Origin of the sequence: Flavobacterium sp. SH_e (genome assembly GCF_025717045.1) — a bacterium.
Lineage (GTDB): Bacteria > Bacteroidota > Bacteroidia > Flavobacteriales > Flavobacteriaceae > Flavobacterium.
On record NZ_JAOVZN010000001.1, the window covers coordinates 636,042 to 662,231 of the forward strand.

Genomic DNA, 26,190 nt, shown 5'->3' on the forward strand with positions numbered 1-26,190 from the left:
CGCAGTTTCGGTCTAATACTTACTTTTATTTTCTAAACGACGTTTTCTAATATTTTCTAAGATAATTGGAAAATCATTTTTAGGACATAATCCTACTTGGAAACAACCAACTGGCGCTGTAGGACGATACTCCTTTTCTTCATGAAGTTTAAGCAGTATTTCAGGTATCTGACTCTCAAACTTTACCGCAATAAGATGATTATTCCCTATAGAAGTGTTTTCTGCAGGAACCCATCCATTCACCAAAGAATGAATAAGTTTAAATTCCTGATAAACAAATTCGTCTGGATTACGATAATTAAAAATACATCCTAAATCTGTGCCTAAACCCCAAGAAGTATAAGGCCGAAATGTTCCTAACAGAATTTCATTTTCAGCTTTAGACCAATTCATAAAATCATTATAGAAATCTGTTTTTAATCGATTTTCAAAACGTTTTTCCACAACATCTTTAACAGATTTAATTCCCTCTAACGAAAAATAACCGTCAATTACAATATAGTTTTCTTTGGGTTTAGTTTGATATTCCATAAAATACTAACTGAAGTTATCAAATTATGAGTCTTTCAAAACCTTACCTGAAATCATACGATCGTTATCGTAAATATCTTTTCGAAGTTCTACACTTTTAAAATCCATATTCTCTAGTAAATCAGTCATTTCTTTTCCGAGATACTGATTGATTTCAAAATACAACTTTCCTTTTCCTAGAAGAGCATTTTTTGCCAGCGATGCAATTTTTCTATAAAAAATCAAAGCGTCGTTGTCTTCCACAAAAAGAGCCAAATGTGGCTCATAGTCCAAAACATTTTTCTTTATTTCTTCTTTTTCTAAATTTCGAACATAAGGCGGATTAGAAACAATGATATCAAACTGGCATCTTAATTCTTCTTCTTTTAAAATATCCAATAATACAAAAGTCACTTCGACATTATTTCTTACAGCGTTTCTTTTTGCGGTTTCAATTGCTTTTTTAGATACATCAATAGCAACAACTTCTGCATTTGGAAGGTTTTTTGCCAAAGAAATAGCAATACAGCCGCTTCCGGTTCCAATATCTAAAATTCTTATTTTTTTTGACTTTTCTGGACTTATATTTTCATTAATAATCCATTCAACCAATTCTTCTGTTTCTGGCCTCGGAATCAAAACATTTTCATTTACTTCAAAATCCAAACCATAAAAATTTGTTTTTCCAAGTAAATACTGAATTGGGACTTCTTTTTTTAGCTGTTTTAACAACTCATCCCATATTACAAAATCATTCTCATCAAAAACCAATTCATGATTTAACGCTAAATCAATCTGGCGAAGTTTGTGTTTATCCTCAAGAATTAAATAAAAAAAGCTCTCTGCTTCGTACGCATCGTAAAAAGGAGATAATTCTTTAATAAACTGAGTACGATATTGTTTAATTTTCATTTTTATTTTTTGAGCATTTATATCAGCCAAAAACTGACATTCATCTTTCAATAAGTCTTGCTGTTTTAAATTTGTTACATTAAAATTACAAAACTTTCAGCATCCATATAGGGCAAGAACAATGCCCAGTATTTCCCATTGGCGCGTCCAAATATTCAAACCCAGATTTTTTATACAACTTTTGTGCGGCATGCATAAAAGGCATTGTTTCGATATAACATTTTTCAAAACCAAAAAATCTTGCTTGCTCCAAACATTTGTCCATCATTTTTGATCCAATTCCTAAACCTCTTGTTTTTGGCAGAAAATACATTTTCTGCAGTTCACATATTTTAGGATCTCCATTTTCTAAAGGCGCAATTCCAGCACAGCCTACAATTTCTCCATCATTTTCAACAACAAAATATGCCGATTTAGGTTTACTATATTCTTCAAACATCAAATCCAAGTAAGGATCTTCATATGCTGTTCCCACTTTTGGAATTTCCATTTCATCAAAAACCGACCTTATTAATCTTGCAACTGCCTGATTGTCTTCTTTTTCAATTGCTCTTATTAGCCAATTTACCATTTTTTTTATTCTAAATCATTATAAATACAAAAGTAAATATACTTTTTTGATAGTATGATAACTATCTGGATTGTTTCACAACTTAATCTTTTCGAGTTAGTGATAATCTTAAAATTAACTACTTTTGCACTGTGAATATACATGAAAAATACATAAAACGCTGTATTGAATTGGCACAAAATGGGCTAGGAACAACATATCCGAACCCAATGGTCGGAAGCGTAATTGTTTATGATGGTCAAATTATTGGCGAAGGTTGGCATAAAAAAGCTGGCGAGCCACATGCAGAAGTAAATGCCATAAATTCTGTAAAAGATAAATCGCTATTAAAAAAGGCTACAATTTATGTAAGCCTAGAACCTTGCAGTCATTTTGGCAAAACACCTCCTTGCTGCGATTTGATTATTGCAAATAAAATTCCGAATGTTGTTGTTGGCACAGTTGATCCTAATGAAAAGGTAGCTGGAAAAGGCATTTTAAAATTAATTGAGGCGGGAGCAAATGTTACGGTTGGTGTTTTAGAAGACGAATGCAACGAGCTGAATAAACGTTTTTTTACTTTCCATCAGAAAAGAAGACCTTATATCATTTTAAAATGGGCCGAAAGTCAAGATGGATTTTTAGCTCCAGAAAAAGAAATTGATCAAGATCGAAAACCAATTTGGATTACAAACAAATATTCAAGACAATTGGTTCACAAATGGCGAACTGAAGAACAAGCTATTTTAGTTGGAACACAAACCGTTGTTGTTGATAATCCAAAACTAAATGCTCGAGATTGGAACGGTAACAATCCAGTTCGAGTTGTTATCGATCAAAATAATAGAATTGATGAAAACAGTTTTATTTTTGATGATTCTGTAAAAACTTTAATTTTTTCTAAAGATTCAAAACCTTCAAAAGAAAACACTCAATTTGAAGTAATAGATTTTAGCAAAAATATCATTTCTCAGATCTTGGATGTTTTATATCAGAATCAAATTCAATCTATAATAATTGAAGGCGGAAGACAAACCCTACAATCTTTTATTGATGAAAAACTTTGGGATGAAGCTAGAATTTTTGTTGGAAAAACGAATTTTCTAAACGGAACAAAAGCCCCAATTATCACAAGAAAAAACACCACAAAGACTAACATATTAAGTGACGAACTGATACAAATTAGAAATCATGATTAATGCGATAATTTTTGACTTTGGAGATATTTTTATCAATTTAGACAAACCTGCCACAATTTCTGGTTTGCAAAAATTAGGAATGACTGAATGGAATAATGAATTTAATCAATTAAATCTTTCTTTTGAAGTTGGAGCTATTTCTCCAGAAGATTTTATTGGAGGTTTTCAAAAACAATTGCCAAATGCTTCTAAAGAAGAGATTCTGAAAGCATGGAATGCAGTTTTGGCAGATTTCCCTTTTTATCGTTTGGAATTCCTTCAAGAGTTATCAAAAAAATATCGCTTGTTCTTATTGAGTAACACCGATTCTATCCATATCAATACATTTGAAGAAAAAAGCGGTGTTTCGTTCTACAAAGATTTTTATGATTGTTTTGAAAAAGTTTATTTTTCATTTGATATAAGAATGAGAAAACCAGATCCGAAAATTTATCAATTTGTTTTAGATCAGAATAATCTAGTTGCAGAAAACACTTTATTTGTTGATGATAAAACAGAAAACACAGACAGCGCCGCGGCTTTAGGAATTAAAGTTTGGAATCTTCAAGTTGGAAAAGAAGATGTTGTAGATTTATTCGACAAAGGATTTTTATAAAGCATTTTAATTCTTTTAAAATATTCAGCCACTCCCGATAACTATCGGGAGTGGCTAAAAAAAATTAAACCTTTACAATTGGAAATTAACGATACTTATCAAACTATTGCATCTGCATCTGAAGAAATACTGTTCAAAGAAAAAGGCAGTAAATTCTTTGGTTATGCATTTCCGATAGATCATGAAGATGAAGTAAAACCTATTATCGAGGAACTTAAAAAGCAACATCCTCACGCGGTACATTATTGTTATGCTTACCAAATTGGGATTGGGAATAAAATCTCGTATCGTGCAAATGATGACGGTGAGCCAAGCAACACGGCTGGAGCGCCAATTTATGGGCAAATACAATCTTTTGGACTAACTAACGTTTTGGTTGTAGTCGTTCGCATTTTTGGCGGAGTAAAATTAGGTGTTGGCGGTTTGATTTCGGCATATCGAACAACTGCACAACAGACTTTGGAAGTTTGCGAAATCGTTGAAAAGACAATTGATGTCGAATTTTTAATTTCGTTTGATTACAAAAACATGAATAAAGTGATGCGAGTTATCAAAGAAAAGAAATTAGAAATCGTATCTCAAGAAATGGAAATGAATGAAAATTCAGGATTGCCAATTGGCAAAATTGTGACAAAAACGCGAAAAAAAAATGCCGAAACAGTGTTCAGCATTTTTGATTTAATGTTCGAAATTGATATTAAATTAGTATAAATTAACATCAAAATCTCGCCCATTTTAACAATTATTCAAGCGATTTAAATATTTCTAAAATATAGTCTGGAGGAGCTGTTGGACGACCCGTTTTTAACGCAACAAATACTAAAATAAACGTCGCAGTTGTTAATAACTCATTTGCCTCATTGTAGATTGCGCAGTCAAATTCGATCTTAACAGAAGAGTGACTTTTAAAAGTCGTATGAATTGTTAAAAGTTCATCATATCTCGCCGATTTTTTGTAATTTATATTCATGTTCACAATCGGGAGGCCAATTCCGCTTTCTTCCATGCTTTTATACGAAACCCCTTTATTTCTAAGCCATTCCACGCGTCCAATTTCAAAATAAGGCACATAATTTCCGTGATAAACGACTCCCATTTGGTCGGTTTCTGAGTAACGAACTCGTACTTGAGTTTGATGATTTTTCATTTATAAAATATTAAAAAAATTCGAATTTAAAAAGTCACATTACAACTTTTTTTTATAAAATTAGATACCAAAATATTTTTTTTTACAGAAATTTGTTCACATATTTGTTATCCCGAAATACGGAATAAAATTGCTCCTCTTTTATTAGGAGAATCTTTATAACAATAATAAAAATTTATCTGAATCTATGACTAAAACTGCTCAATCGGTATGGGAAAACTGTTTGTCCTTTATAAAGGATAATATTCAAGACCAAGCATATAAAACTTGGTTTGAACCAATCAAATCAGTTGAGCTAACCGATAACGCATTATACATTCAGGTTCCAAGTAAATTTTTCTACGAATGGCTCGAAGAGCACTACGTAAAATTGTTGAAAGTTGCGCTTACCAAAGAACTGGGAAAAAACGCAAAGTTACTCTATAAAATTAAAATGGAGAACACTTATGGAAATAAACAGCCGTTTACCGAGCAGCTGCCAAGTTCTAACAGAGTTCCTATGAAACCACAAGAGGTTGATGCTCCATTTAAAAACTTAAATCCTGAATTAAAAAATCCGTTTGTAATTCCTGGAATTAGAAATTTAAAAATTGAGTCTCAATTAAATCCGAACTACAGTTTTGACAATTTCTTAGAAGGAGATTCAAACCGTTTGGCTCGTTCTGCAGGTATGGCTGTTGCCAACAAGCCTGGAGGAACTTCATTTAATCCTTTATTGATTTTTGGAGGTGTTGGTTTAGGAAAAACGCACTTAGCGCATGCTATAGGCGTAGAAGTAAAAGATAAGTATCCGGAAAAGACCGTTTTATATATTTCTGCCGAGATTTTTACACAACAATATATTGACTCTGTAAAAAAGAATAATCGTAATGATTTTATTCACTTTTACCAATTAATTGATGTTTTAATTATTGACGACGTTCAGTTCTTATCTGGAAAATCAGGAACGCAAGACGTATTCTTCCATATTTTCAACTATTTGCACCAAAACGGAAAACAAGTAATCTTGACTTCTGATAAAGCTCCTGTTGATATGCAAGATATCGAACAAAGATTATTGTCTCGTTTTAAATGGGGATTATCTGCAGAATTACATCAGCCTGATTACGAAACTCGTATTTCGATCTTAAAGAACATTTTATATCGCGATGGTGTAGAAATGCCAGAAGATATTTTAGAATATGTGGCTCGAAACATTAAATCAAATGTTAGAGAATTAGAAGGTGCAATTATTTCTTTAATCGCTCAATCTTCTTTCAATAAAAAAGAAGTTACGATCGAATTAGCGAAAAGCGTTGTAGAGAAATTTGTTAAAAACGTAAAGAGAGAAATCTCTATCGATTATATCCAAAAAATTGTTTCGGACTATTTCCAATTGGATATTGAAACACTTCAATCTAAAACCAGAAAGAGGCACGTTGTACAAGCAAGACAGCTCGCTATGTTCTTTGCTAAAAAATTTACGAAAGCTTCTCTCGCTAATATTGGTTCACAAATTGGAGATCGCGATCACGCCACTGTTCTTCACGCTTGTAAAACAGTCGATAATTTAGTTTCTACAGACAAACAATTTAAAAAGTTTGTTGAAGACATCAATAAAAAACTAACGCTATAACGCGAATCATGCCAGTAAAAGTTTTAATGGTTTGTTTAGGGAACATCTGTAGATCTCCCTTAGCAGAAGGAATTTTAGCTTCTAAATTACCTCAAGATAAATTCTTTGTCGATTCAGCAGGTACAGGTTCTTGGCATATTGGGCATTGCCCAGACAAACGTTCTATCGAAGTAGCTAAAAAAAATGGAATCAACATAAGTGCACAAAAAGGGAGACAAATTCAAGTTTCTGATTTTGATGAATTTGATTATATCTATGTAATGGATAATTCAAATTTTCGTGATGTTCTTCATTTAGCAAAAACTCCCGAGCATAAAAACAAAGTTCGTTTGATTTTAAACGAATTATTTCCAGAAGAAAATGTTGATGTTCCAGATCCATATTATGGTTCAACAAATGGTTTTGACAACGTTTACAAAATGCTGGACGAAGTAACAGATCTTATTGCAGATCAATTACTTAAAAAACACTCCTAATTCGATTCAATTGTTTCTAAAAAAGAGATAATTGAATTTTTTAATTTTAAACAAAAGCACATGAAACTTCTCGGAAAATTATATCTAATTCCAACAACAATGGGCGAAAGCGATCCGATGGATGTTTTACCTCAAACCGTTAGAAGAACGATAGAAGTTATCGACCATTATATTGTTGAAAATGACAAAACTGCAAGAAAATCTATAAAAGCAGTCTATCCAGAAAAAAAGCAATCTGAACTGGTTCTTTTTACTTTAAACAAAAGAACAGAAACCAGCGAGCATAATGATTTCATTAAACCTTTATTAGAAGGAAAAAATATGGGCTTAATGAGTGAAGCTGGCTGTCCAGGAGTTGCTGATCCTGGCGCTGCAATTGTAAAATTGGCGCACGAAAAAGGAATTCAAGTTGTACCTTTGGTAGGCCCCTCTTCTATTCTATTAGCCATGATGGCTTCTGGAATGAATGGTCAAAGTTTTACTTTTAATGGTTATTTGCCAATTGATAAAGATGAGAAAAAATCGGCAATTCGTCATTTCGAGAAATTATCTTATGATAAAAATCAATCGCAACTATTCATTGAAACTCCATACAGAAATAATAAACTGATTGAAGATCTTTTGCAGATTTTAAGTCCTGCAACTCATCTTTGCATTGCTGCGGATATTACTTTGCCAACAGAATTTATCAAAACATTGAAAGTTGCTGATTGGAAAAAGTTAAAAGTTGACTTAGATAAACGTCCTGCGATTTTTATTATTCATAAAATATAAGACCTTAAATATTATAGTTATGAAAAAAATCTTGGTTCTGACTTTGATCTGTTTTATTCAAATCACATTTTCTCAAATTCTTAAGGAAAACAAAGATAGTAAAATACCGTCAAGTGAATTATTTACAAGCAACGAAGTCATAAAAGACAAAAATCATATCTATAACATTAGCGCAATAGACACAAAACCTGAGTTCCCTGAAGGCAATACATTCATGTATGCTTTTATCGATAGAAATTTAAACAATCCGCAAGAACTAAAAGGAAAAGTATATGCTTCTTTTGTTGTCGAAAAAGATGGCTCTTTAAGTGATATAAAAATAATAAGAGATGTTGGTTTTGAAACAAAGGAAGAAGCTATCTCAATCAAAGAAGAAGCTATTAGGGTTTTAAAATTATCTCCAAAATGGATTCCTGGAAAAATACGTAGCAAGAAAGTCAGAACTTTAGTCATAATTCCTATATTCATTGATTAACTTAGTTTGTCTTTTTATTTATCCAATCCAGTTTTTACTAATCAAACTTCAACATGAGTAAACTTCCAAACGTAACCACAAGCATTTTTACGGTAATGTCAAAAATGGCAGCCGAATACAATGCGATAAATCTTTCTCAAGGATTTCCAAATTTCCCTGTTGATGAAAGATTAATAGATATTGTTGCCAGATTAGCGAAAGAAAATGTTCACCAATATACACCAATGGCAGGTTATCCGCCGTTGATGAACAAAATTGCAAAATTAACTCAGGATTCTTATAGTAGAACAATAAATCCAGATACCGAACTTTTGGTTACGGCTGGGGCAACGCAAGGAATTTTCACCACTATTTTAGCTTTAGTAAAAGAAAATGACGAAGTAATTATCCTTGATCCGAGTTATGATTCTTATGAATCTCCAGTTTTACTCTGTAAAGCAAAACCTGTTCGAGTGGCACTGAATGATGATTATACACCAAATTGGGAAAGAATTGAAAAAGCATGTTCTGCTAAAACCAGAATGATGATTATTAATAATCCGCATAATCCAACAGGGAAAATTTTAACAGAAAATGATTTTGTTCAGTTAAAAAATCTTCTTGAAAAATATCCTGACATTATCATTTTGTCTGACGAAGTTTACGAATACATTTCTTTCGAAGAAAAACATATTTCAGCACACACCAAAGATTTCCTTTTAGATCGTTGCGTCGTGGTTTCTTCTTTCGGAAAATCATTTCATATTACGGGTTGGAAAATTGGTTATACCATTGCGCAAGAACATTTAATGAAAGAAATCAAAAAAGTGCATCAGTTTTTGGTTTTCAGTGTAAATAGCATTTCTCAGTTTGCAATTAGCGAATATCTTGATATAGTCGATGTTAATCTTCTTGGAAAATTCTATCAAGAAAAACGAGATTATTTTCAGAAACTACTCCAAAATAGCCGTTTCGAGCTAAAGCCTTGTGAAGGAACTTATTTTCAAGTTGCTTCTTATGCCACTATTTCAAATGAAGATGATGTTACTTTCTGTAAAAATCTAATTATCGATCATGGCGTGGCTGCAATTCCTATTTCAACTTTTTATTCAGATCGTAAAGATCAAAAGTTAATACGTTTTTGCTTTGCCAAAGATGACTTCACATTAGAGTCTGCAACGAAAAAATTATCTGAAATATAATTTTTTTTCGAATTTTATAACATTATTATGCATGCATCCTATTTTATTTGACTAATATTGTAAAAAAAGAAAAAGTATGAGCTACACAGATAAGATGTTACGTGATGATGCTTTACAAGGCAAAGTCATTGTCGTTACGGGCGGCGGAAGCGGTTTAGGCAAAGCTATGACCAAATATTTTCTCGAATTAGGAGCTCAAGTAGCCATAACTTCTAGAGATTTAGAAAAGTTAAAAACTACTGCTGCCGAACTGGAAAGTCAGACTGGAGGTAAATGCCTTCCACTACAATGTGATGTTCGTCATTACGAAGAAGTAGAAAATATGCTTCAGGAAACTTTAAAAGTTTTTGGAAAAGTTGATGTTCTTTTAAATAATGCTGCCGGAAATTTTATTTCGCCAACAGAAAGATTATCTGCAAATGCATTTGATACTGTGATAGATATCGTACTAAAAGGTTCTAAAAACTGTACGCTTGCTTTTGGAAAACACTGGATTGATACCAAACAAACTTCGGCAACGATTTTAAATATAGTAACTACTTACGCTTGGACAGGATCGGCTTATGTTGTTCCTAGTGCTACTGCAAAAGCAGGAGTTCTAGCCATGACAAGAAGTCTTGCTGTAGAATGGGCAAAATACGGAATTCGTTCGAATGCAATTGCTCCTGGACCATTCCCTACAAAAGGCGCATGGGACAGATTATTGCCTGGAGATCTTTCAGAGAAATTTGACATGGCTAAAAAAGTGCCATTAAAAAGAGTTGGAGATCATCAGGAATTAGCCAATTTAGCTGCTTATTTGGTTTCTGATTTTTCATCTTACATCAACGGAGATGTAATTACGATTGACGGAGGAGAATGGCTAAAAGGCGCTGGACAGTTCAACTTATTAGAAGCAATTCCAGAAGAACTTTGGGATCAGCTTGAAATGATGATTAAAGCAAAAAAGAATAAATAATTACAAGTGCTTACTAAATTCAGAATATTTTTTTTAAACTATACTGATTGCACGAAATCCCGAAGGTTTACTTTCGGGATTTTTTTATACTTTTTAACCATATAAGTGATATAAGTTCAATGAAGTAAAAAAATGTTTAAAAATATGATTGCTTAAATTTACTTCCATTACTTATATGGTTTAAAATAAACAATATGTTTAGCAATTCAGTTAAATTATTATTTTTGCCAAACAAATATCAAACAAAAATTTTATGCTCATTATAGGAATTGCAGGAGGAACAGGAAGCGGAAAAACAACGGTTGTACACCAAATCATGAACGAATTACCACATACAGAAGTCGGGGTAATTTCTCAAGATTCTTATTATAAACAAACCGATAATTTATCGTTTGACGAAAGAGCATTAATTAACTTTGATCACCCAAGAGCAATTGATTTTGAATTATTGGTAAAACATTTAAAAGCTCTAAAAGCTGGAGAAACAATAGATCAGCCAGTTTATTCTTTTATTCAGCATAACAGAACAGACGACACCGTTTCGACACATCCTAGAAAAGTAATGATTGTGGAAGGAATTTTAATCTTGACCAATCCAGAATTGAGAGATATGTTTGATATTAAAGTTTTTGTTCACGCCGATTCTGACGAAAGATTAATTCGTCGTTTAAAAAGAGATATTTCAGAACGAGGACGCGATATTGATGAAGTTTTAAACCGTTACCAAACGACTTTAAAGCCTATGCACGAGCAATTTATAGAACCATCTAAAGCTTTTGCTGACATTATCATCCCGAATGACAAATACAATACGGTAGCCATTGATGTAGTTCGCGCTGTAATTAATCAGAGAATTTCATAATTTTTATCGTAAATTTAAACCATAATAATTAGGAGCTGATTCCCGCTATCCGTTTCAATCTTTTGTGCCGAACCCCGGCACAAAAGGATTTTCACTACTATCGGGGCTAGAGACAACACTCAAATTCAAAAGAAATATTCGTTTAAGATGAAATTTAAAAATCCATACAAAGACAAAAAATGGTTCAAATACCTAGGAAACAAATACGTTTGGGTTTTGCTGTTTTTTATAGTTTGGATGTTATTTTTAGACAATTACTCCTATTTTGATCATCGCTTTTTAGATGAGCAAATTCATGAACTTGAGGATAATAAAAAATATTATCAAGAAGAAATCAAAAAAGATCAAGAGCAGATCAAACAGCTCAAAAATCCTGAACAAATTGAGAAATACGCTCGTGAAAAGTATTTCATGAAAAAAGATAGCGAAGATATTTATATCATACAATTTGAAGGAGACACAATTCAAGAAAAAGAATAATCAAAGAAAACACAATGGCCACTAACCTATTCGACGATTTTAATCCGATTTCATCCAAACAATGGAAACAAAAAATTCAGTTTGAATTAGATGGAGCCGATTACAATCAGACTGTTATTTGGAATTCGCCAGAAGATATTCAGGTAAAACCTTTTTATCATAGTGATGAATTCATAAAAGCGGCAAATGTAAATACGCAAGCCTCAGATTTTAAAATCTGCCAAAATATCTTTGTTTTCGATGTAGAAAAATCTATCGAACGCGCTTTAAACACGTTAGAAAGAGGTGCAGAAAGCCTTCGATTTACTATTCAAAATGATAAAATTGATATTCAAAGACTATTGGAAAATCTTCCTTTAGAAAACAAAACCATTTACTTTAATTTCAATTTTATCTCAATCGATTTCGTTAAGAAATTAGATACTATTTCGATTCAGAAAAAAGCTAATTTTTACTGCAATTTTGATCCAATCGGACAGTTGGCAAAAGATGGAAACTGGTTTACGACTTCAGAGAAAAACAACTTTGAAACATTAGATTTAATCTTCAAAAACATTACAAATTTAAATCTTCTTAGTGTTGATTTAGGCTTATACCAAAATTCTGGAGCGAATATTACACAGCAAATCGCTTATAGTTTAGCACATGCCAACGAATATTTACATCGCTTTTCTAATCAGACAAAATCTATAGTTTTTCAAATTTCAGTTGGAACCAATTATTTCTTTGAAATTGCTAAACTCCGCGCATTAAGAATGCTTTTTGATTTAATTGCTGCAGAATATAATTCTAAAATAAAATGCCATTTTTTGGTAACACCAACTAAACGCAATAAAACGATTTACGATTACAATGTGAATATGCTCCGTACAACAACCGAATGTATGTCCGCAATTTTAGGCGGTGCAGATGCTATCGCAAATTTGCCTTACGATGCATTATACCACAAAGACAATGAATTTGGAGATCGAATTGCAAGAAATCAGCTTTTGATTCTAAAACACGAAAGTTACTTTGACAAAGTAAATAATCCTGCTGATGGAAGTTATTATATTGAAAGTTTGACTATGCAATTGGCAGAAAAAAGTTTGACTTTATTTAAAGATATTGAAGCAAACGGAGGTTTTCTGAAACTTTTAAACGAAGGCACAATCAAAAAGAAAATTCAAGAAAGTGCCAATAAGGAACAGGAATTATTCGATTCTAAAAAAGAAATTCTTTTGGGCACAAATAAATATCCAAACAAAGAAGACCGAATGAAACACGACTTAGAATTGTTTCCTTTCGTAAAAATCAAACCAAGAAAAACATTAATTACGCCTATTATTGAAAAAAGATTAGCAGAGAAAATGGAACAGGAAAGATTGGAGCAAGAATAATGGGATTTTATTTTGTTATTTTTTGGATATTATCTTTAGTTATGATAGTCACTTGTCTAATTTTTTTCATAATTGGAATTACATATAAAAACTATAAACAGATTTTGATAGCAGTCACTACAATGCTTTTAGCTGTATTATTTTACTTCTTACCATATTATTTAATAATGAAAGATGTAATTAAAGCTCTCAAAAGACTTCATTAGTTATAAAATATAAAATGAGAAAAGACCTTAAACATATAAACCTTCAAAATCAAAAGTCCAAAGTCGAAAGTCAAGAATTAGAAAACTTGGCTGAGAACTTTACAACCGCCGAAGGAATTGAAATTAAAAAAAACTATTCTGAACAAGATATCGAAGATTTAGAATTTCTTGATTTCGGAGCTGGTTTTGCACCAAACTTACGCGGACCTTACGCTACAATGTATGTGAGACGTCCATGGACGATTCGTCAATATGCAGGATTTTCTACCGCAGAAGAAAGCAATGCTTTTTACAGAAAAAATTTAGCGGCAGGACAAAAAGGACTTTCCATTGCTTTTGATTTGCCAACACATCGAGGTTATGATTCTGATCATGAAAGAGTTGTTGGAGATGTTGGTAAAGCTGGAGTTGCTATTGATTCTGTTGAAGACATGAAAGTGCTTTTCGATCAGATTCCGCTTGATGAAATGTCTGTTTCTATGACTATGAACGGAGCTGTTTTACCAATTATGGCCTTTTATATTGTTGCGGCTGAAGAACAAGGCGTATCTCCAGAAAAATTAGCAGGAACTATTCAAAATGACATTTTAAAGGAGTTTATGGTTAGAAATACCTATATCTATCCGCCAACTCCTTCCATGAAAATAATTGCTGATATTTTTGAATTTACGAGCAAGAAAATGCCAAAATTCAATTCTATTTCAATTTCTGGTTATCATATGCAAGAAGCTGGAGCAACTGCCGATATTGAATTGGCTTATACTTTGGCAGACGGTTTGGAATACATCAGAACTGGCTTATCTACAGGAATGACAATTGATGAATTTGCTCCTCGCCTATCTTTCTTTTGGGCAATCGGGATGAATCATTTTATGGAAATCGCTAAAATGAGAGCTGGCCGAATGATTTGGGCAAAATTATTACAGCAGTTTACTCCAAAAAGTGATAAATCATTAGCATTAAGAACACATTGTCAAACTAGCGGATGGAGTTTAACAGAACAAGATCCTTTTAATAATGTTGCCCGAACTTGTATAGAAGCTACAGCAGCCGTTTTTGGAGGAACACAATCACTTCATACAAATGCGTTAGACGAAGCTATAGCTCTTCCAACAGATTTTTCAGCTAGAATAGCACGCAATACTCAAATCTTTCTTCAGGAAGAAACCAAAATCACAAAAACTGTTGATCCTTGGGCTGGAAGTTATTATGTTGAAAGCTTGACAAATGAAATTGTTGAGAAAACTTGGAAATTAATCGAGGAAGTTGAAGAACTTGGCGGAATGACAAAAGCAATTGAAGCTGGAATTCCGAAACTTCGAATTGAAGAAGCAGCCGCAAGAAAACAGGCACGAATTGACAGCGGACAAGATATTATTGTTGGTGTAAACAAATATCGTTTAGAAAAAGAAGATCCGTTGGATATTCTCGATGTAGATAATCAATTGGTACGTAAGCAACAAGTTGAACGTCTTGAAGAAATAAAACAAACAAGAAATTCTGAAAAAGTAAATAATTCACTAGAAAAATTAATCCTTTGTGCGCAAACAGGACAAGGCAACTTATTAGAAATTGCAATTGAAGCTGCTAGAAACAGAGCAACTTTGGGCGAAATCAGTAATGCATTGGAAACAGTTTTTGGCCGTTTTAAAGCACAAATTAAATCTTTTAGCGGAGTGTATAGTGCAGCAATAAAAAATGACGAAAATTTTGAGCGAGCAAAACAACTAGCTGATGTTTTTGCTAAACAAGAAGGAAGACGCCCAAGAATTATGATTGCAAAAATGGGACAAGATGGTCATGATCGAGGTGCAAAAGTGGTCGCAACAGGTTATGCTGATGTAGGTTTTGATGTTGATATTGGGCCACTCTTTCAAACTCCTGCAGAAGCAGCAAAACAGGCTGTAGAAAATGATGTTCATATTTTAGGTGTTTCATCTCTTGCTGCTGGACACAAAACTTTAGTGCCTCAAGTAATCGAAGAACTAAAAAAACATGGACGTGAAGATATTATGGTAATTGTCGGCGGTGTTATTCCGTCTCAGGACTATCAGTTCTTATTTGATGCAGGCGCGTCAGCTGTTTTTGGTCCTGGAACTAAAATAAGTGAAGCAGCTATAAAAATCTTAGAAGCTTTGATAGATTAAGTTAGCAGTCGCAGTCCCAGTTTTCAGTTTATTGGGATAGCATATTAGCACATTAAGTAACATAGAAATAAAAAAGAGGTTGTTTCACAAATGTGAAACAACCTCTTTTAATTTAGTCGTTTACTGTTGCGTTACTATCAGCCTCTATAAAAGAAAGATCGTAACCTGCAAAATCTCTCATATAGCTTTTCAAAGAAGTTCCAAAAGCGTCTCTAAAGTGTCTGCTTCCTTTGTTTTTGAAAAAATTCTTTACAGAACCTGCACCACCTAGATGTGCCGCTGCTAAAATTCCAGATTCGGTAATTTCAATACCGCTGATGATTTTGCCTTGATACTTTTGGATTTCGTAACGTAAAATCCATTTGTTTTTGGCTAATAAAGCTATAAAAGCTTTTTCTTGTAGAGCAGGATCTTTTAAAAAGGCTTTATTATCATTAATTCCGATTGCTCTTAAAGCTTTAGAACCAAATTGATATTTACCCATATAACCAAGGGAATTTACTAGTCTGTATTGCCCTTGTGATTCTTTAAAAGCTACTGCTTCTTTAAATCCTATAAGATGATTTCCTGTGAATGGGACGTTGGTGTTCGGATAATCATCCTTTTCTTTTGATGGAAAAATATATTCTGATCCATCTGTTTTTTCAATTAAAAACCAAGGTTTGGTTTCGTGATTTGAGGGAATAAATCCCAAACTTAAAAATGTAATAATAACGACTAAACTCGCATAAAAATACCATTTCTTTATCATAAATTGTTTTTCTTCAAGACACTGTCACTCTCTTGAAATTTCTACGGTGCAAAGATAAGACATTTTCAAAATATGCTAAAAATCAGCATTTTAACATTTTTAAAGAAAAATCAAGATTCGCTTTCATCCCAGATATAGTAATGGATTCCGAAAGATTTTGGTAACGATTTTTTAACCTTAAAATCCAAAAATTGAGGTCTAAAAAAAATCAATTTTATATAAATTTTAAGCAAATTTATTAAAAAAGAAAGAAATAGACTACAATTAATTTGTCGTTTTTGTGCCAATTTTGAAAATGAGTTTTCAAATTTTATAAAATTTATCGTAGAAAATTGCTTAAGTTTTCATTAGTCATAACTTAAAAATTGATCAAAATATTAATTTAATAATTTTCAGACCAAAATAAAATTTGAATAGAAATCAGAAATAAAAAAAACCGAAGTTAAAACTAACTTCGGTTTTTAATGTTTTTTAGAAAATAAGTTATCTTGTCACACCTTGACTTGCAATCCAGTCTGAATATTTTTTTGCATTTATATTATGTTCTGCGAGTGTGGCAGCAAATTCGTGATATCCGAAACGATCAACACTTGCACAGAAATAAATATAATCGTTTTTCTCTGGATTTAAAACTGCTTCTAAAGCCGTAATATCTGGCATTGCAATTGGTCCCGGAGGAAGTCCTTTATTTACATAAGTATTATATGGAGATCTCATTACCAAGTCATTATAAAAAACTCTTTTTATCACTTGATCAAAATCGTTATCTCTCAATTTTAAAGCATAAATAACGGTTGGATCAGCTTGCAACGGCATTTCTAAACGCAAACGGTTTAAATAAACACCCGCAATACGAGGTCTTTCGTCTTTTTTAACTGATTCTTTATGAACAATCGACGCTAAAATCGTAGCTTGAACTGGAGTTAATCCTTGTGCTTTTGCTTTAGCGATTCTATCAGCTGTCCAAAAATTGTGATATTCTTTTATCATTTTATCACGGAACTTTTCTGCCGATGTATTCCAATAAATTTCATAAGTATTCGGAATAAACATTGCAAAAACATTTTCTTCATTAAATCCGTTTGCTGCTAAAAATGTAGAATCTTTAATAGCTTTTAATAAAGACAAACTGTCTGCTTCGATTTCTTTTCCGATTCTTCCTGCAAAATTCTCTAAGCGTTCTTGATTATTGAAAACTAATTTAACCGGAACATTAGAACGCATTGCTCGCACTAAATCTATATTATTCATGTCTTTCTTTAAAAGAAACCTACCTGATTTTACATTTTGCGGATAATCTCTTTTTTCAGCAACCAATTCAAAGTTGTCAAAGTTTTTTATGTAAGGTGCCAATATCTTTTTAACATCGGCATAATTAGCATCTGTTGGCACATAAACATATACCTCTTTCTCTTCAAATTTAGTATTAGAACTAAAAATTTTACTGATTAAAATAAAACCATAAATCAATAAAACTGAAATTATGGCTACGGCACTTATTGTGATTATTTTTTTTAGACTCAAAGCTTAAAATTTAAATTTGTTTGTTAATTAGCTGATAAATTGCTTCATCTTGATAGTGGTTATGATACAAAATCCAGTCTTTCTTTATTCCGATTTTCTTAAAACCAAATTTAGTAAAAAGTGCGACACTGGCTACATTTTGTACGCCAATATTTGCATACAATTGATGGAGATTTAAATTATAAAAAGAATATTTTATCAAAAGCTCTAAAGCCTCAGAGCCAATCTTTTTTCCTTGATTTTCTTCTTTTTGAACAACAATTCCAATTCCTGCTCTATTATTTCTCGGATCAAAATCGAATAAATCAATTAATCCGATAGCAGGAAAATCTTCATCTTGACAAATTGCCAAACGAAGTTGTTTTGCCTCATAAATATCCTGATGGGCATTTTCTAAATATTGTTTTATCAAAAAACGGCTATAAGGAGTTTGCGTATTGCTGACTTGCCAAATATTCTCATCATTTTCTATCGAATAAATGAACTCTAAATCTTGAGGTTCAAGTGCACGCAGATAAATAGAATCGCCTTTTAATGTAATCATCTGGATATTTTAGATTTTTGATTGAAGATTTAGATTTAAATCTCGATTGTTCCTTTAAATACAAATTTTGCAGGACCTGTCAAGAAAACATTAGTATAACCATCATTTTCTTTATTAAAAGAAACCACAAGTTTCCCTCCTTCAACATTTAAATTTATCGAAGTTTTATCTGTTTCTCCAATCGCATTCATAGCAATTGCAACGGCAGTAGCGCCAGTTCCGCAAGCAAGAGTTTCATCTTCAACGCCTCTTTCGTAAGTTCTTAAAGAAAAAGTATCGTTATCTACTTTTTTAACGAAATTAATGTTGCTTCCTTTTTCTCCATATAATTCTCCGTAACGAATTGCAGCGCCATTTTCTTTCACATTATAATGTTCCAAATCTTCGACGATTTGAACATGATGAGGAGAACCTGTATTTAAGAAAGTGTAAGAATCTTTTTTCTGTATTTCGTTAACATCAATCATTTGTAAAGAAACAATTGAATCGTTATTTACTGAAGCGTGATGCAAACCGTCAGTTGCTATAAAAGTAGTTTTGTCATCAATTACTCCCAATTGATTGGCAAAAGCAACCAGACAGCGCCCGCCGTTTCCGCACATGGAACTTTGATTTCCGTCTGAGTTATAATACACCATTCTGAAATCGGTTTCTGAATCATTTTCCAACAAAATTAATCCGTCTGCTCCAATTCCGAAACGTCTGTCGCACAAGCGTTCAATAAGTTTTACATCTTCTTTTGGAAAGAAATTTGTACGGTTATCGATCATTACAAAATCGTTTCCCGTACCTTGATATTTATAAAATTCTATTTGCATTTTTTAGTTGTTAGAAATACAAAAGTACGAACTATTAATTAATGAAATGTTAATCATTGTTAAAGAGAGTTAAACCATTTTTACAAATAATTTTTTGAAGTAATTTTACGTTAAATAAAAACATGAACTTAAATTCTAATAACTTAATTACATATTTTAATATGAAAAAATTTTCAGCCTTATTTTTAGTGTCATTACTAAGTGGTGCTATTACTCTTGGTGCTTACAAGTTATTATTTGAAAGCAACAATTCTTTTTTTGGAAAAGGAAATTCTGTTGTAACTCTTGCCCCTAACTCTTATGGAAAAAATGTTGGTTTAGGCGCTGAAACATTAGATTTTACCGAAGCCGCAGACAAAACTGTACATACCGTTGTTCACGTAAAAAATGTTTCGAGACGAACTGTAAGCAATCCAATGCTTGAGTTTTTCTATGGATATGGCGGACAACAGCAACAAGAACAAGTAGGAACTGGTTCTGGAGTCATTATTTCTGAAGACGGATATATTGTAACTAACAATCACGTAATCAAAGATGCTACAGAAATCGAAATTACTTTAAACAATAAAAAATCATACAAAGCGAAGTTAATTGGTACAGATTCTAAAATGGATATTGCCCTTTTGAAAATCAATGCCGATGAGAAACTTCCTTATACTGCTTTCGCAAATTCTGACAATGTAAAAGTTGGCGAATGGGTTTTGGCAGTTGGAAATCCGTATAACTTGACTTCTACTGTAACTGCCGGAATTGTTTCTGCGAAAGCGAGAAATTTAGACCAAAGCGGAATTCAATCTTTCATTCAAACTGATGCTGCGGTAAACCCAGGTAATAGCGGTGGAGCGTTAGTGAATGCAAGAGGAGAATTAATCGGAATTAATACTATGATTTCTTCAATGACAGGTTCTTATGTTGGATATTCTTTTGCAGTTCCATCAAATATTGCTCGAAAAATTATCGAAGATATTATGGAATATGGAAATGTTCAAAGAGGAATTTTGGGTGTTGAAGGAGGTGAATTAAACAGTACGGCTTCTAAAGAATTAGGAATTACAGAAACGCAAGGATTTTATATTAATAGAGTTTCTAAAAATTCTGGTGCAGAAAAAGCTGGTTTAACTAAAGGCGACATCATCGTAAAATTGGATGATCAGAACATTGCTACGTATGCTGATTTATCTGGCTATATCAATACAAAACGTCCAAATGACGTTGTAAAAGTAACTTACATTAAAGACGGAAAAACTAAAACTGTTCCTGTAACTTTAAGTAAAAATGAGTTTTACAGTGCTGAAGTTAAAGGAATCGAACTAGAAAACATCGACGCTGCTGACAAGAAAAAATTCAGAATTGATTATGGTGTTAAAATCAAGAACATCACAAACGAGAATTTAATGCAATATCAAAACGAATTACTAGGAAACATCATTTTGAGCATTGATAATGTAAAAGCAACGAACGTTGAAACTGTTTCAAAACTTTTAAGCAAAAAAGACGAAGGCCAAAGCGTTCGAATTGAAATGATCAACAAAAACGGAGAGATTTTCAGAATTATAATTTAAGCCGCAGTTTCCTGTCACAGTTTTCAGTTACTAAAAACTGCAAACTGTGACAGCGACTGAAAACTTCAAAAGGCCATCTTAAGAAATTTAAGATGGCTTTTTTATTTTCAAAAATAAATGCTAAAATAGTTTACGAAATCGATTGAAATAAATACTTTTGCGCAAAATTTTAAAATAGTGAGCATTTTATTTTTTCAATTATGAGTAACAAATCATTGTACCAAAAAGAGGTATCATTACAAGTCGACCGACGAAAAGCCGGTGTCGAACTAATTAAAATCATAAGCGATTTATGGTATGACAAATCGATAGAAATGGTTTTATTTAAAAATCAGCTATTAGATAAAAACGTCAGCGATATTATCAATCTTCACCAATATGCTGGTGAATTTGTTGGAAAACCAATTACAATATTCGATTCTGTCGAAATTGCAAGAGTTGTTTTATCACTGGATCTTCCTCCAGCGAAAATTGATTTAGGTAAACTAACTTTTGAATATCGTTTAGAAGACGAAAAATACCCTGACGCAAGGTATTTTGTTATTGAGAAATTGAAAAAAGCGAAATCATCTGTAGAAATTCAGCCTAAAGATGTAGTGCTGTATGGTTTTGGTAGAATAGGACGCATATTAGCACGAGAGCTAATGTCTAAAACAGGTAAAGGGAATCAACTGCGTTTGAGAGCAATTGTAACCCGCGATAAACATGATGTGACAAGTTTAGAGAAACGAGCTTCTCTATTGCGTTATGATTCTATTCATGGAGATTTTCATGGATCTGTTGTTGTTGATTCAAAAAATAACGCATTAATTATTAACGGAACAACCGTTCATGTAATTACTGCAAATTCACCAGAAGAAATTGATTATACAGAATATGAAATACATGATGCATTAGTTATTGATAACACTGGTGCATTTACTACAGAAGAAGCTTTGAAACGACATTTAAAATCAAATGGCGTTAGTAAAGTGTTATTAACTGCTCCAGGAAAAGGAGTTCCAAATATTGTTCATGGTGTAAATCATAATGATTTTGATCCAGATCAAATCGATGTTTTTTCTGCTGCGTCTTGTACAACCAATGCTATTACGCCAGTTTTAAAAGTTATAGAAGAAACATTTGGTATTGTAAAAGGACATTTAGAAACTATTCATGCTTATACCAACGATCAGAATCTAGTTGATAATATGCATAAAAAATATCGCCGTGGGAGAGCTGCAGCTTTAAACATGGTAATTACAGAAACTGGTGCAGGAAATGCAGTTTCAAAAGCATTGCCATCATTAGAAGGAAAATTAACTTCTAATGCAATTAGAGTTCCTGTTCCAAATGGATCACTTGTAGTTCTGAATTTAGAAGTAAAAAAAGCAACTTCAATTGCAGGAATTAATAAAGTAATGAAGAAGTATGCTCTTGAAGGAGAACTGGTAGAGCAGATAAAATACTCATTAAACAACGAATTAGTTTCTTCTGATATTGTTGGAACTTCTGCACCATCAATTTACGATAGCAATGCCACAATTGTTTCAAAAGATGGAAAAAATATCGTGCTGTACATTTGGTATGATAATGAATTCGGATATAGTCATCAAGTAATTCGCTTAGCAAAATATATTGCCAAAGTGAGACGTTATACTTATTATTAATTCAACCAAACTAACTTTTTTTAAAACCATCAGGATTTTCTTGATGGTTTTTTGTTTTAGTTTAAATAGGAAGAACAGTAGTACTCTTTACTTCTGAAATTACAAAAACGGTATTTATTAGAGAAACTTCAGGTAGAACAGATAATTTTTTCTGATGAAAGTGATGATAACTTTCCATATCTGGAATTATAATTTTCAACATATAATCGAAGTTTCCTGAAACGTAATTGCATTCGACAACTTCTGGCAAATTCAAAATCGATTGGTTAAATCCTTCCGAAGTATCATAAGTCTGTTTTGTCAACGTAACTTGGCAGTAAACTGTCAAATTATTCCCCAATTTTTTCTTGTCTAGAAGTGTGACATATTTTTCTATAATACCATCTTTTTCAAGACGTTTCACCCGATCATGAACAGGCGTCAAAGACAAATTTATTTTGTTTGCGATGTCTTTTAAAGTGTAGTGCGCATCTTCTTGTAATAGACGTAGGATTTTTTTGTCAATTTCATCTAAAGCCATAACGAAAACGTTTTATTAAAATTAGCTCGATTTAGTCATTTTTTCTTTTTAAAGAATAAATTCAGACCCAAAACAGAATATTTTTCTGTAAAAGTAAAAAATAAAATAATATTTTCTTATTTATTAAGCATTAAACCATAATTTATTCTCTATCTGTAGATTTGTAAAACAATTTCAATAAAAACAAAAAAATATAACAAAATGATAATAGGTGTTCCTAAAGAAATAAAAAATAACGAAAACAGAGTTGCTTTAACTCCTGCAGGTGTTTCTGAAATGAAAAAACACGGACATACAGTTTATGTTCAATCTACTGCTGGTTTAGGAAGCGGTTTCGCTGACGCAGAATACGCTGAAGCTGGTGCAATTGTTTTACCAACTATTGAAGAAGTTTATGCTATTGCAGAAATGATCATCAAAGTAAAAGAACCAATTGCTTCTGAATACTCATTGATCAAAAAAGATCAATTATTATTCACATATTTCCACTTTGCTTCTTCTGAGGAATTAACTCATGCAATGCTTGAAAAAGGAGCTGTTTGTTTAGCTTACGAAACTGTAGAAAAAACAGACAGAAGTTTACCATTATTAGTTCCAATGTCTGAAGTTGCAGGTCGTATGGCAATTCAACAAGGAGCAAAATACCTTGAAAAACCATTAAAAGGAAGAGGAATTCTTTTAGGAGGTGTTCCAGGTGTTCCACCAGCAAAAGTATTAGTTTTAGGTGGAGGAATCGTAGGAACTCAAGCTGCTAAAATGGCTGCTGGATTAGGTGCTCAGGTTACTATTATGGACTTAAGCTTACCACGTTTACGTCAATTAGATGACATTATGCCAGCTAACGTAAATACAGAAATGTCTAATCATTATAATATCACAAGAGCAATTAAAGATGCTGACTTAATTGTTGGAGCGGTTTTAATTCCAGGAGCAAAAGCGCCTCACTTGATTACTCGTGATATGCTTAAATTAATGCGTCCAGGAACTGTTGTTGTTGACGTAGCTGTAGATCAAGGTGGATGTATCGAAACTTGTACTCCTACAACTCACGAAAACCCAACTTTCATTATTGACGATATCGTTCACTACTGTGTAGCTAATATGCCAGGAGCTGTTCCTTACACTTCTACTTTAGCTTTAACAAATGCAACTTTACCATACGCTGTACAATTAGCAAATAAAGGATGGGAAAAAGCTTGTGCAGAAAATGAAGAACTGAAAAAAGGATTAAACGTAGCTAATGGAAAAATCCTATACAAAGGAGTTGCTGAAGCTTGGAATCTTCCTTTTAACGAAGAAATAGTATTAGCAAACGCATAGTGCTAATACTTATATAAGTGCTTACTAAGTCACTACAATAAAGGCTTTTCTTAATTGAAAAGCCTTTTTTTATTGTATAAAAAAACCTGCCTTTAAGAGACAGGTTTTAAAATTTATTTTTTATCGTTTAGAACTTCAGTCATTACTTTAGCTTCAGTTCCATTTGGAAAAGTAACTTTAATCTTTTGAGCAATTGTTGGGGCAATCTCTGTAATTGCTTTTTTATCATAAGATTCTCCTTTTTTAATATGCCACCCGTAAAAAATTGCAGGAACATGAGTGTCATAAGCATAAATGGTTCCATGAGATGTTCCAGTAGTAGCATATTCAATGACACCCGGTTTATCAACAATAACTAAATCTCCATTTTGTGTAACATCATAACCTTTTGCAACAAAATTTAAAGAATAATCATTTCCAGCATTCGCTAAAACTTCTTCTTCAGTATAAACTTTTTTAACTTGTGGTTGAGCAATTAAAAACTCTTTAAAAACTTGTTTCACCTTAGCAAGTTCTAAGCCTTTATCTTTAATTACTTGTCTATTGAAGAAAATATTAAAATTTGAATAGTTTTGAATTAGATCAACACCAAAAGTCTTAGTAGAGAAATCTTGCAGACTTTTTCTAACCTCTTTTGAAGGATAATTATCTACATTATATTTACGGTCTTTTAAATAAATTACATTTTCGGCACCAGCATGATCAGCAGTTAAGAAAAGTAAATAGTTTCCTTTACCAACTGCTTTATCAAGATAATCTAAGAAATCAGCAATTGTCTGATCTAATCTTAAATAAGTATCCTGAAGTTCCATAGATCTTGGTCCAAGTAAATGACCTACGTAATCTGTAGAAGAAAAACTTACCGTAAGGAAATCTGTTATATTATCTTTACCCAATTCTTCTTTTTCAATCGCTCTTTTTGCAAATTCAGCTAATAAATCGTTACCGTATGGCGTTGCTCGGATAACTCCTGCATCGTTTTTCTCATACATAGATTTTAAATCATATGGAAAAACTGGAGTAGCACTTCCATATAATTTACCTTCATACGGATTGTTGTCAGGAAGACTCTCATTGTAAACTGAAACAGGCTTATATAAATCCCAACCTTTATTAATATATTTTAAGTAATTTCTCTCGTTATTGAATTCTGTTACCCAATCAGGCAATTTTTCGCCATAAAAAGTACTAGAAATAAAAGAACCTGTTTTACTATACCAAAATGCCCAGTTTGCAAAATGTCCCGCAGGAAGAATAGCACCACGGTCTTTTAAACTCATCCCGATTACTTTTCCGTTAAAATTAGTAGCCATTCTTACTTCATCTGTAATAGTTGTACTTTGAAGGTTTTTTGGTGACATCGCGCCCTCTTCTGCTGTACCATCACCTACTGTTTTAACACCAGCATCATCAGTACAGTACGTTTCTTTACCAAGCGTTCTACTAAACCATTCGTTACCAACAATTCCGTGTGTAGCTGGAGTTGTCCCAGTGTAGATCGAAGCATGTCCAGGAGCTGTATAAGTAGGCATATAATTGTAATGCATATTCTGGAAAGTAAATCCATCATTCATTAATCTTTTAAAGCCGTTTGGAGAAAAATCATCTGAAAAGCGATATAAATATTCCATTTTCATTTGATCGACAACTATACCCACAACTAACTTTGGACGTTGTTGCGCACTCAAACCTGTTACAGCGAGAAGTGCTAACAATAAAATATTTTTCTTCATATTTAAAAAGTAATTTAAACACAAAAATACTTATTCATATCCAAAAAGTCTAAAGTATCAATGTTTAACCACAAACAATTGACTATAATTTAACAGTTTTAAAACTGTCCTCCTTAAACATCCGACGTTTCCCTCTCAATCATGCCGCCAACTGTATCTTTTTCGTTATTATTTTAAGATATTAAAAAGAGGTCTGCTGCCTTCGATCAAAAGTACACAGAGGGATTATTAACGCGGCGGGGCACATCTGAATCATACTTTTACAATCTGGATTCCTTCAGGCCATCAAAAACAAAAAAATCC

The 26,190-nt window shown here is 32.5% G+C and carries 26 protein-coding genes; 16 read left to right on the top strand and 10 right to left on the bottom strand.

The features are described from left to right. Window positions 1-12: 12 nt before the first annotated feature. The 3 genes from OD917_RS02790 to OD917_RS02800 all read right to left on the bottom strand — a co-directional run bounded on the left by OD917_RS02790 (window position 13) and on the right by OD917_RS02800 (window position 1,993). A complete protein-coding gene (locus OD917_RS02790) occupies window positions 13-531 on the bottom strand; it encodes a hypothetical protein (RefSeq protein ID WP_263522017.1) in 519 nt (172 codons plus the stop codon). Window positions 532-555: 24 nt separating this feature from the next. Continuing rightward, complete coding sequence (gene prmC, locus OD917_RS02795; protein WP_263522018.1) at window positions 556-1,422, bottom strand: peptide chain release factor N(5)-glutamine methyltransferase; 867 nt, start codon at window positions 1,420-1,422, stop codon at window positions 556-558. 85 nt (window positions 1,423-1,507) lie between these two features. Next, entirely contained in the window at window positions 1,508-1,993 is a 486-nt protein-coding gene (locus tag OD917_RS02800; RefSeq protein ID WP_263522019.1) for a GNAT family N-acetyltransferase, read from the bottom strand. A 131-nt stretch (window positions 1,994-2,124) separates the two neighbouring features. On the opposite strand from OD917_RS02800, the gene ribD reads away from it, so the two are divergent. The 3 genes from ribD to OD917_RS02815 all read left to right on the top strand — a co-directional run bounded on the left by ribD (window position 2,125) and on the right by OD917_RS02815 (window position 4,477). After that, complete coding sequence (gene ribD / locus OD917_RS02805; protein ID WP_263522020.1) at window positions 2,125-3,171, top strand: bifunctional diaminohydroxyphosphoribosylaminopyrimidine deaminase/5-amino-6-(5-phosphoribosylamino)uracil reductase RibD; 1,047 nt, start codon at window positions 2,125-2,127, stop codon at window positions 3,169-3,171. Further along, window positions 3,164-3,766: an HAD family hydrolase gene (locus OD917_RS02810; RefSeq protein WP_263522021.1), complete on the top strand. Its 603-nt coding sequence runs from the start codon at window positions 3,164-3,166 to the stop codon at window positions 3,764-3,766. The genes ribD and OD917_RS02810 overlap by 8 nt, the downstream gene beginning before the upstream one ends. Window positions 3,767-3,844: 78 nt before the next feature. Continuing rightward, window positions 3,845-4,477, top strand: a complete 633-nt coding sequence (locus OD917_RS02815) for an IMPACT family protein (RefSeq protein ID WP_263522022.1) — start codon at window positions 3,845-3,847, stop codon at window positions 4,475-4,477. Between the two features lie 31 nt (window positions 4,478-4,508). Here OD917_RS02815 and OD917_RS02820 read toward each other — a convergent pair whose 3' ends face one another. Continuing rightward, window positions 4,509-4,913 (bottom strand): acyl-CoA thioesterase, encoded by a 405-nt coding sequence (locus OD917_RS02820; protein WP_111289216.1) that lies wholly within the window; start codon window positions 4,911-4,913, stop codon window positions 4,509-4,511. 187 nt (window positions 4,914-5,100) lie between these two features. Here OD917_RS02820 and dnaA point away from each other — a divergent pair, with 187 nt between their 5' ends. The 10 genes from dnaA to scpA all read left to right on the top strand — a co-directional run bounded on the left by dnaA (window position 5,101) and on the right by scpA (window position 15,466). Beyond that, on the top strand, window positions 5,101-6,528 hold the full coding sequence (dnaA, locus tag OD917_RS02825; protein WP_091492283.1) for a chromosomal replication initiator protein DnaA: 1,428 nt from the start codon (window positions 5,101-5,103) through the stop codon (window positions 6,526-6,528). Between the two features lie 8 nt (window positions 6,529-6,536). Beyond that, entirely contained in the window at window positions 6,537-7,004 is a 468-nt protein-coding gene (locus OD917_RS02830) for a low molecular weight protein-tyrosine-phosphatase (RefSeq protein ID WP_263522024.1), read from the top strand. 60 nt (window positions 7,005-7,064) lie between these two features. After that, complete coding sequence (locus OD917_RS02835) at window positions 7,065-7,778, top strand: SAM-dependent methyltransferase (protein ID WP_263522025.1); 714 nt, start codon at window positions 7,065-7,067, stop codon at window positions 7,776-7,778. A gap of 19 nt (window positions 7,779-7,797) precedes the next feature. After that, the gene (locus tag OD917_RS02840) at window positions 7,798-8,253 is read left to right on the top strand and encodes an energy transducer TonB (RefSeq protein WP_263522026.1); all 456 of its coding nucleotides are present in this window, start codon (window positions 7,798-7,800) and stop codon (window positions 8,251-8,253) included. Window positions 8,254-8,306: 53 nt separating this feature from the next. Next, the gene (locus OD917_RS02845; RefSeq protein ID WP_263522027.1) at window positions 8,307-9,434 is read left to right on the top strand and encodes a methionine aminotransferase; all 1,128 of its coding nucleotides are present in this window, start codon (window positions 8,307-8,309) and stop codon (window positions 9,432-9,434) included. 76 nt (window positions 9,435-9,510) lie between these two features. Beyond that, window positions 9,511-10,392, top strand: a complete 882-nt coding sequence (locus OD917_RS02850) for an SDR family oxidoreductase (RefSeq protein ID WP_198858279.1) — start codon at window positions 9,511-9,513, stop codon at window positions 10,390-10,392. A 253-nt stretch (window positions 10,393-10,645) separates the two neighbouring features. After that, window positions 10,646-11,254, top strand: a complete 609-nt coding sequence (udk, locus tag OD917_RS02855) for a uridine kinase (protein WP_250837162.1) — start codon at window positions 10,646-10,648, stop codon at window positions 11,252-11,254. 147 nt (window positions 11,255-11,401) lie between these two features. Next, window positions 11,402-11,734, top strand: coding sequence for an FtsB family cell division protein (locus tag OD917_RS02860; RefSeq protein WP_263522028.1), 333 nt, complete (start codon window positions 11,402-11,404; stop codon window positions 11,732-11,734). Between the two features lie 14 nt (window positions 11,735-11,748). Next, window positions 11,749-13,113 carry a methylmalonyl-CoA mutase subunit beta gene (locus tag OD917_RS02865; RefSeq protein ID WP_263522029.1) on the top strand — a complete coding sequence of 455 codons (1,365 nt, stop codon included), beginning with the start codon at window positions 11,749-11,751 and terminating at the stop codon, window positions 13,111-13,113. Window positions 13,114-13,333: 220 nt separating this feature from the next. Further along, complete coding sequence (gene scpA / locus OD917_RS02870; RefSeq protein WP_263522030.1) at window positions 13,334-15,466, top strand: methylmalonyl-CoA mutase; 2,133 nt, start codon at window positions 13,334-13,336, stop codon at window positions 15,464-15,466. 112 nt (window positions 15,467-15,578) lie between these two features. Here scpA and OD917_RS02875 read toward each other — a convergent pair whose 3' ends face one another. From OD917_RS02875 to dapF, 4 genes are all read right to left on the bottom strand, one after another. Further along, complete coding sequence (locus tag OD917_RS02875; protein ID WP_263522031.1) at window positions 15,579-16,217, bottom strand: peptidoglycan-binding protein LysM; 639 nt, start codon at window positions 16,215-16,217, stop codon at window positions 15,579-15,581. 483 nt (window positions 16,218-16,700) lie between these two features. Next, window positions 16,701-17,741, bottom strand: a complete 1,041-nt coding sequence (gene mltG, locus OD917_RS02880) for an endolytic transglycosylase MltG (protein WP_263522033.1) — start codon at window positions 17,739-17,741, stop codon at window positions 16,701-16,703. A gap of 10 nt (window positions 17,742-17,751) precedes the next feature. Beyond that, entirely contained in the window at window positions 17,752-18,285 is a 534-nt protein-coding gene (locus tag OD917_RS02885; RefSeq protein ID WP_263522034.1) for a GNAT family N-acetyltransferase, read from the bottom strand. Between the two features lie 35 nt (window positions 18,286-18,320). Further along, window positions 18,321-19,103 (bottom strand): diaminopimelate epimerase, encoded by a 783-nt coding sequence (dapF, locus tag OD917_RS02890; protein ID WP_263522035.1) that lies wholly within the window; start codon window positions 19,101-19,103, stop codon window positions 18,321-18,323. Between the two features lie 161 nt (window positions 19,104-19,264). Between dapF and OD917_RS02895 the strand changes: the two genes are divergently transcribed. Next, complete coding sequence (locus OD917_RS02895; RefSeq protein ID WP_263522036.1) at window positions 19,265-20,665, top strand: S1C family serine protease; 1,401 nt, start codon at window positions 19,265-19,267, stop codon at window positions 20,663-20,665. Between the two features lie 200 nt (window positions 20,666-20,865). Then, a complete protein-coding gene (locus OD917_RS02900) occupies window positions 20,866-22,314 on the top strand; it encodes a glyceraldehyde-3-phosphate dehydrogenase (protein ID WP_263522037.1) in 1,449 nt (482 codons plus the stop codon). 61 nt (window positions 22,315-22,375) lie between these two features. On the opposite strand, the gene OD917_RS02905 is transcribed toward OD917_RS02900, so the two are convergent. Next, the gene (locus OD917_RS02905; protein ID WP_008467950.1) at window positions 22,376-22,834 is read right to left on the bottom strand and encodes an Lrp/AsnC family transcriptional regulator; all 459 of its coding nucleotides are present in this window, start codon (window positions 22,832-22,834) and stop codon (window positions 22,376-22,378) included. Between the two features lie 201 nt (window positions 22,835-23,035). Here OD917_RS02905 and ald point away from each other — a divergent pair, with 201 nt between their 5' ends. Beyond that, complete coding sequence (ald, locus tag OD917_RS02910) at window positions 23,036-24,154, top strand: alanine dehydrogenase (protein WP_263522039.1); 1,119 nt, start codon at window positions 23,036-23,038, stop codon at window positions 24,152-24,154. 113 nt (window positions 24,155-24,267) lie between these two features. On the opposite strand, the gene pafA is transcribed toward ald, so the two are convergent. Further along, on the bottom strand, window positions 24,268-25,887 hold the full coding sequence (gene pafA, locus OD917_RS02915) for an alkaline phosphatase PafA (protein ID WP_263522040.1): 1,620 nt from the start codon (window positions 25,885-25,887) through the stop codon (window positions 24,268-24,270). Window positions 25,888-26,190: the final 303 nt, after the last annotated feature.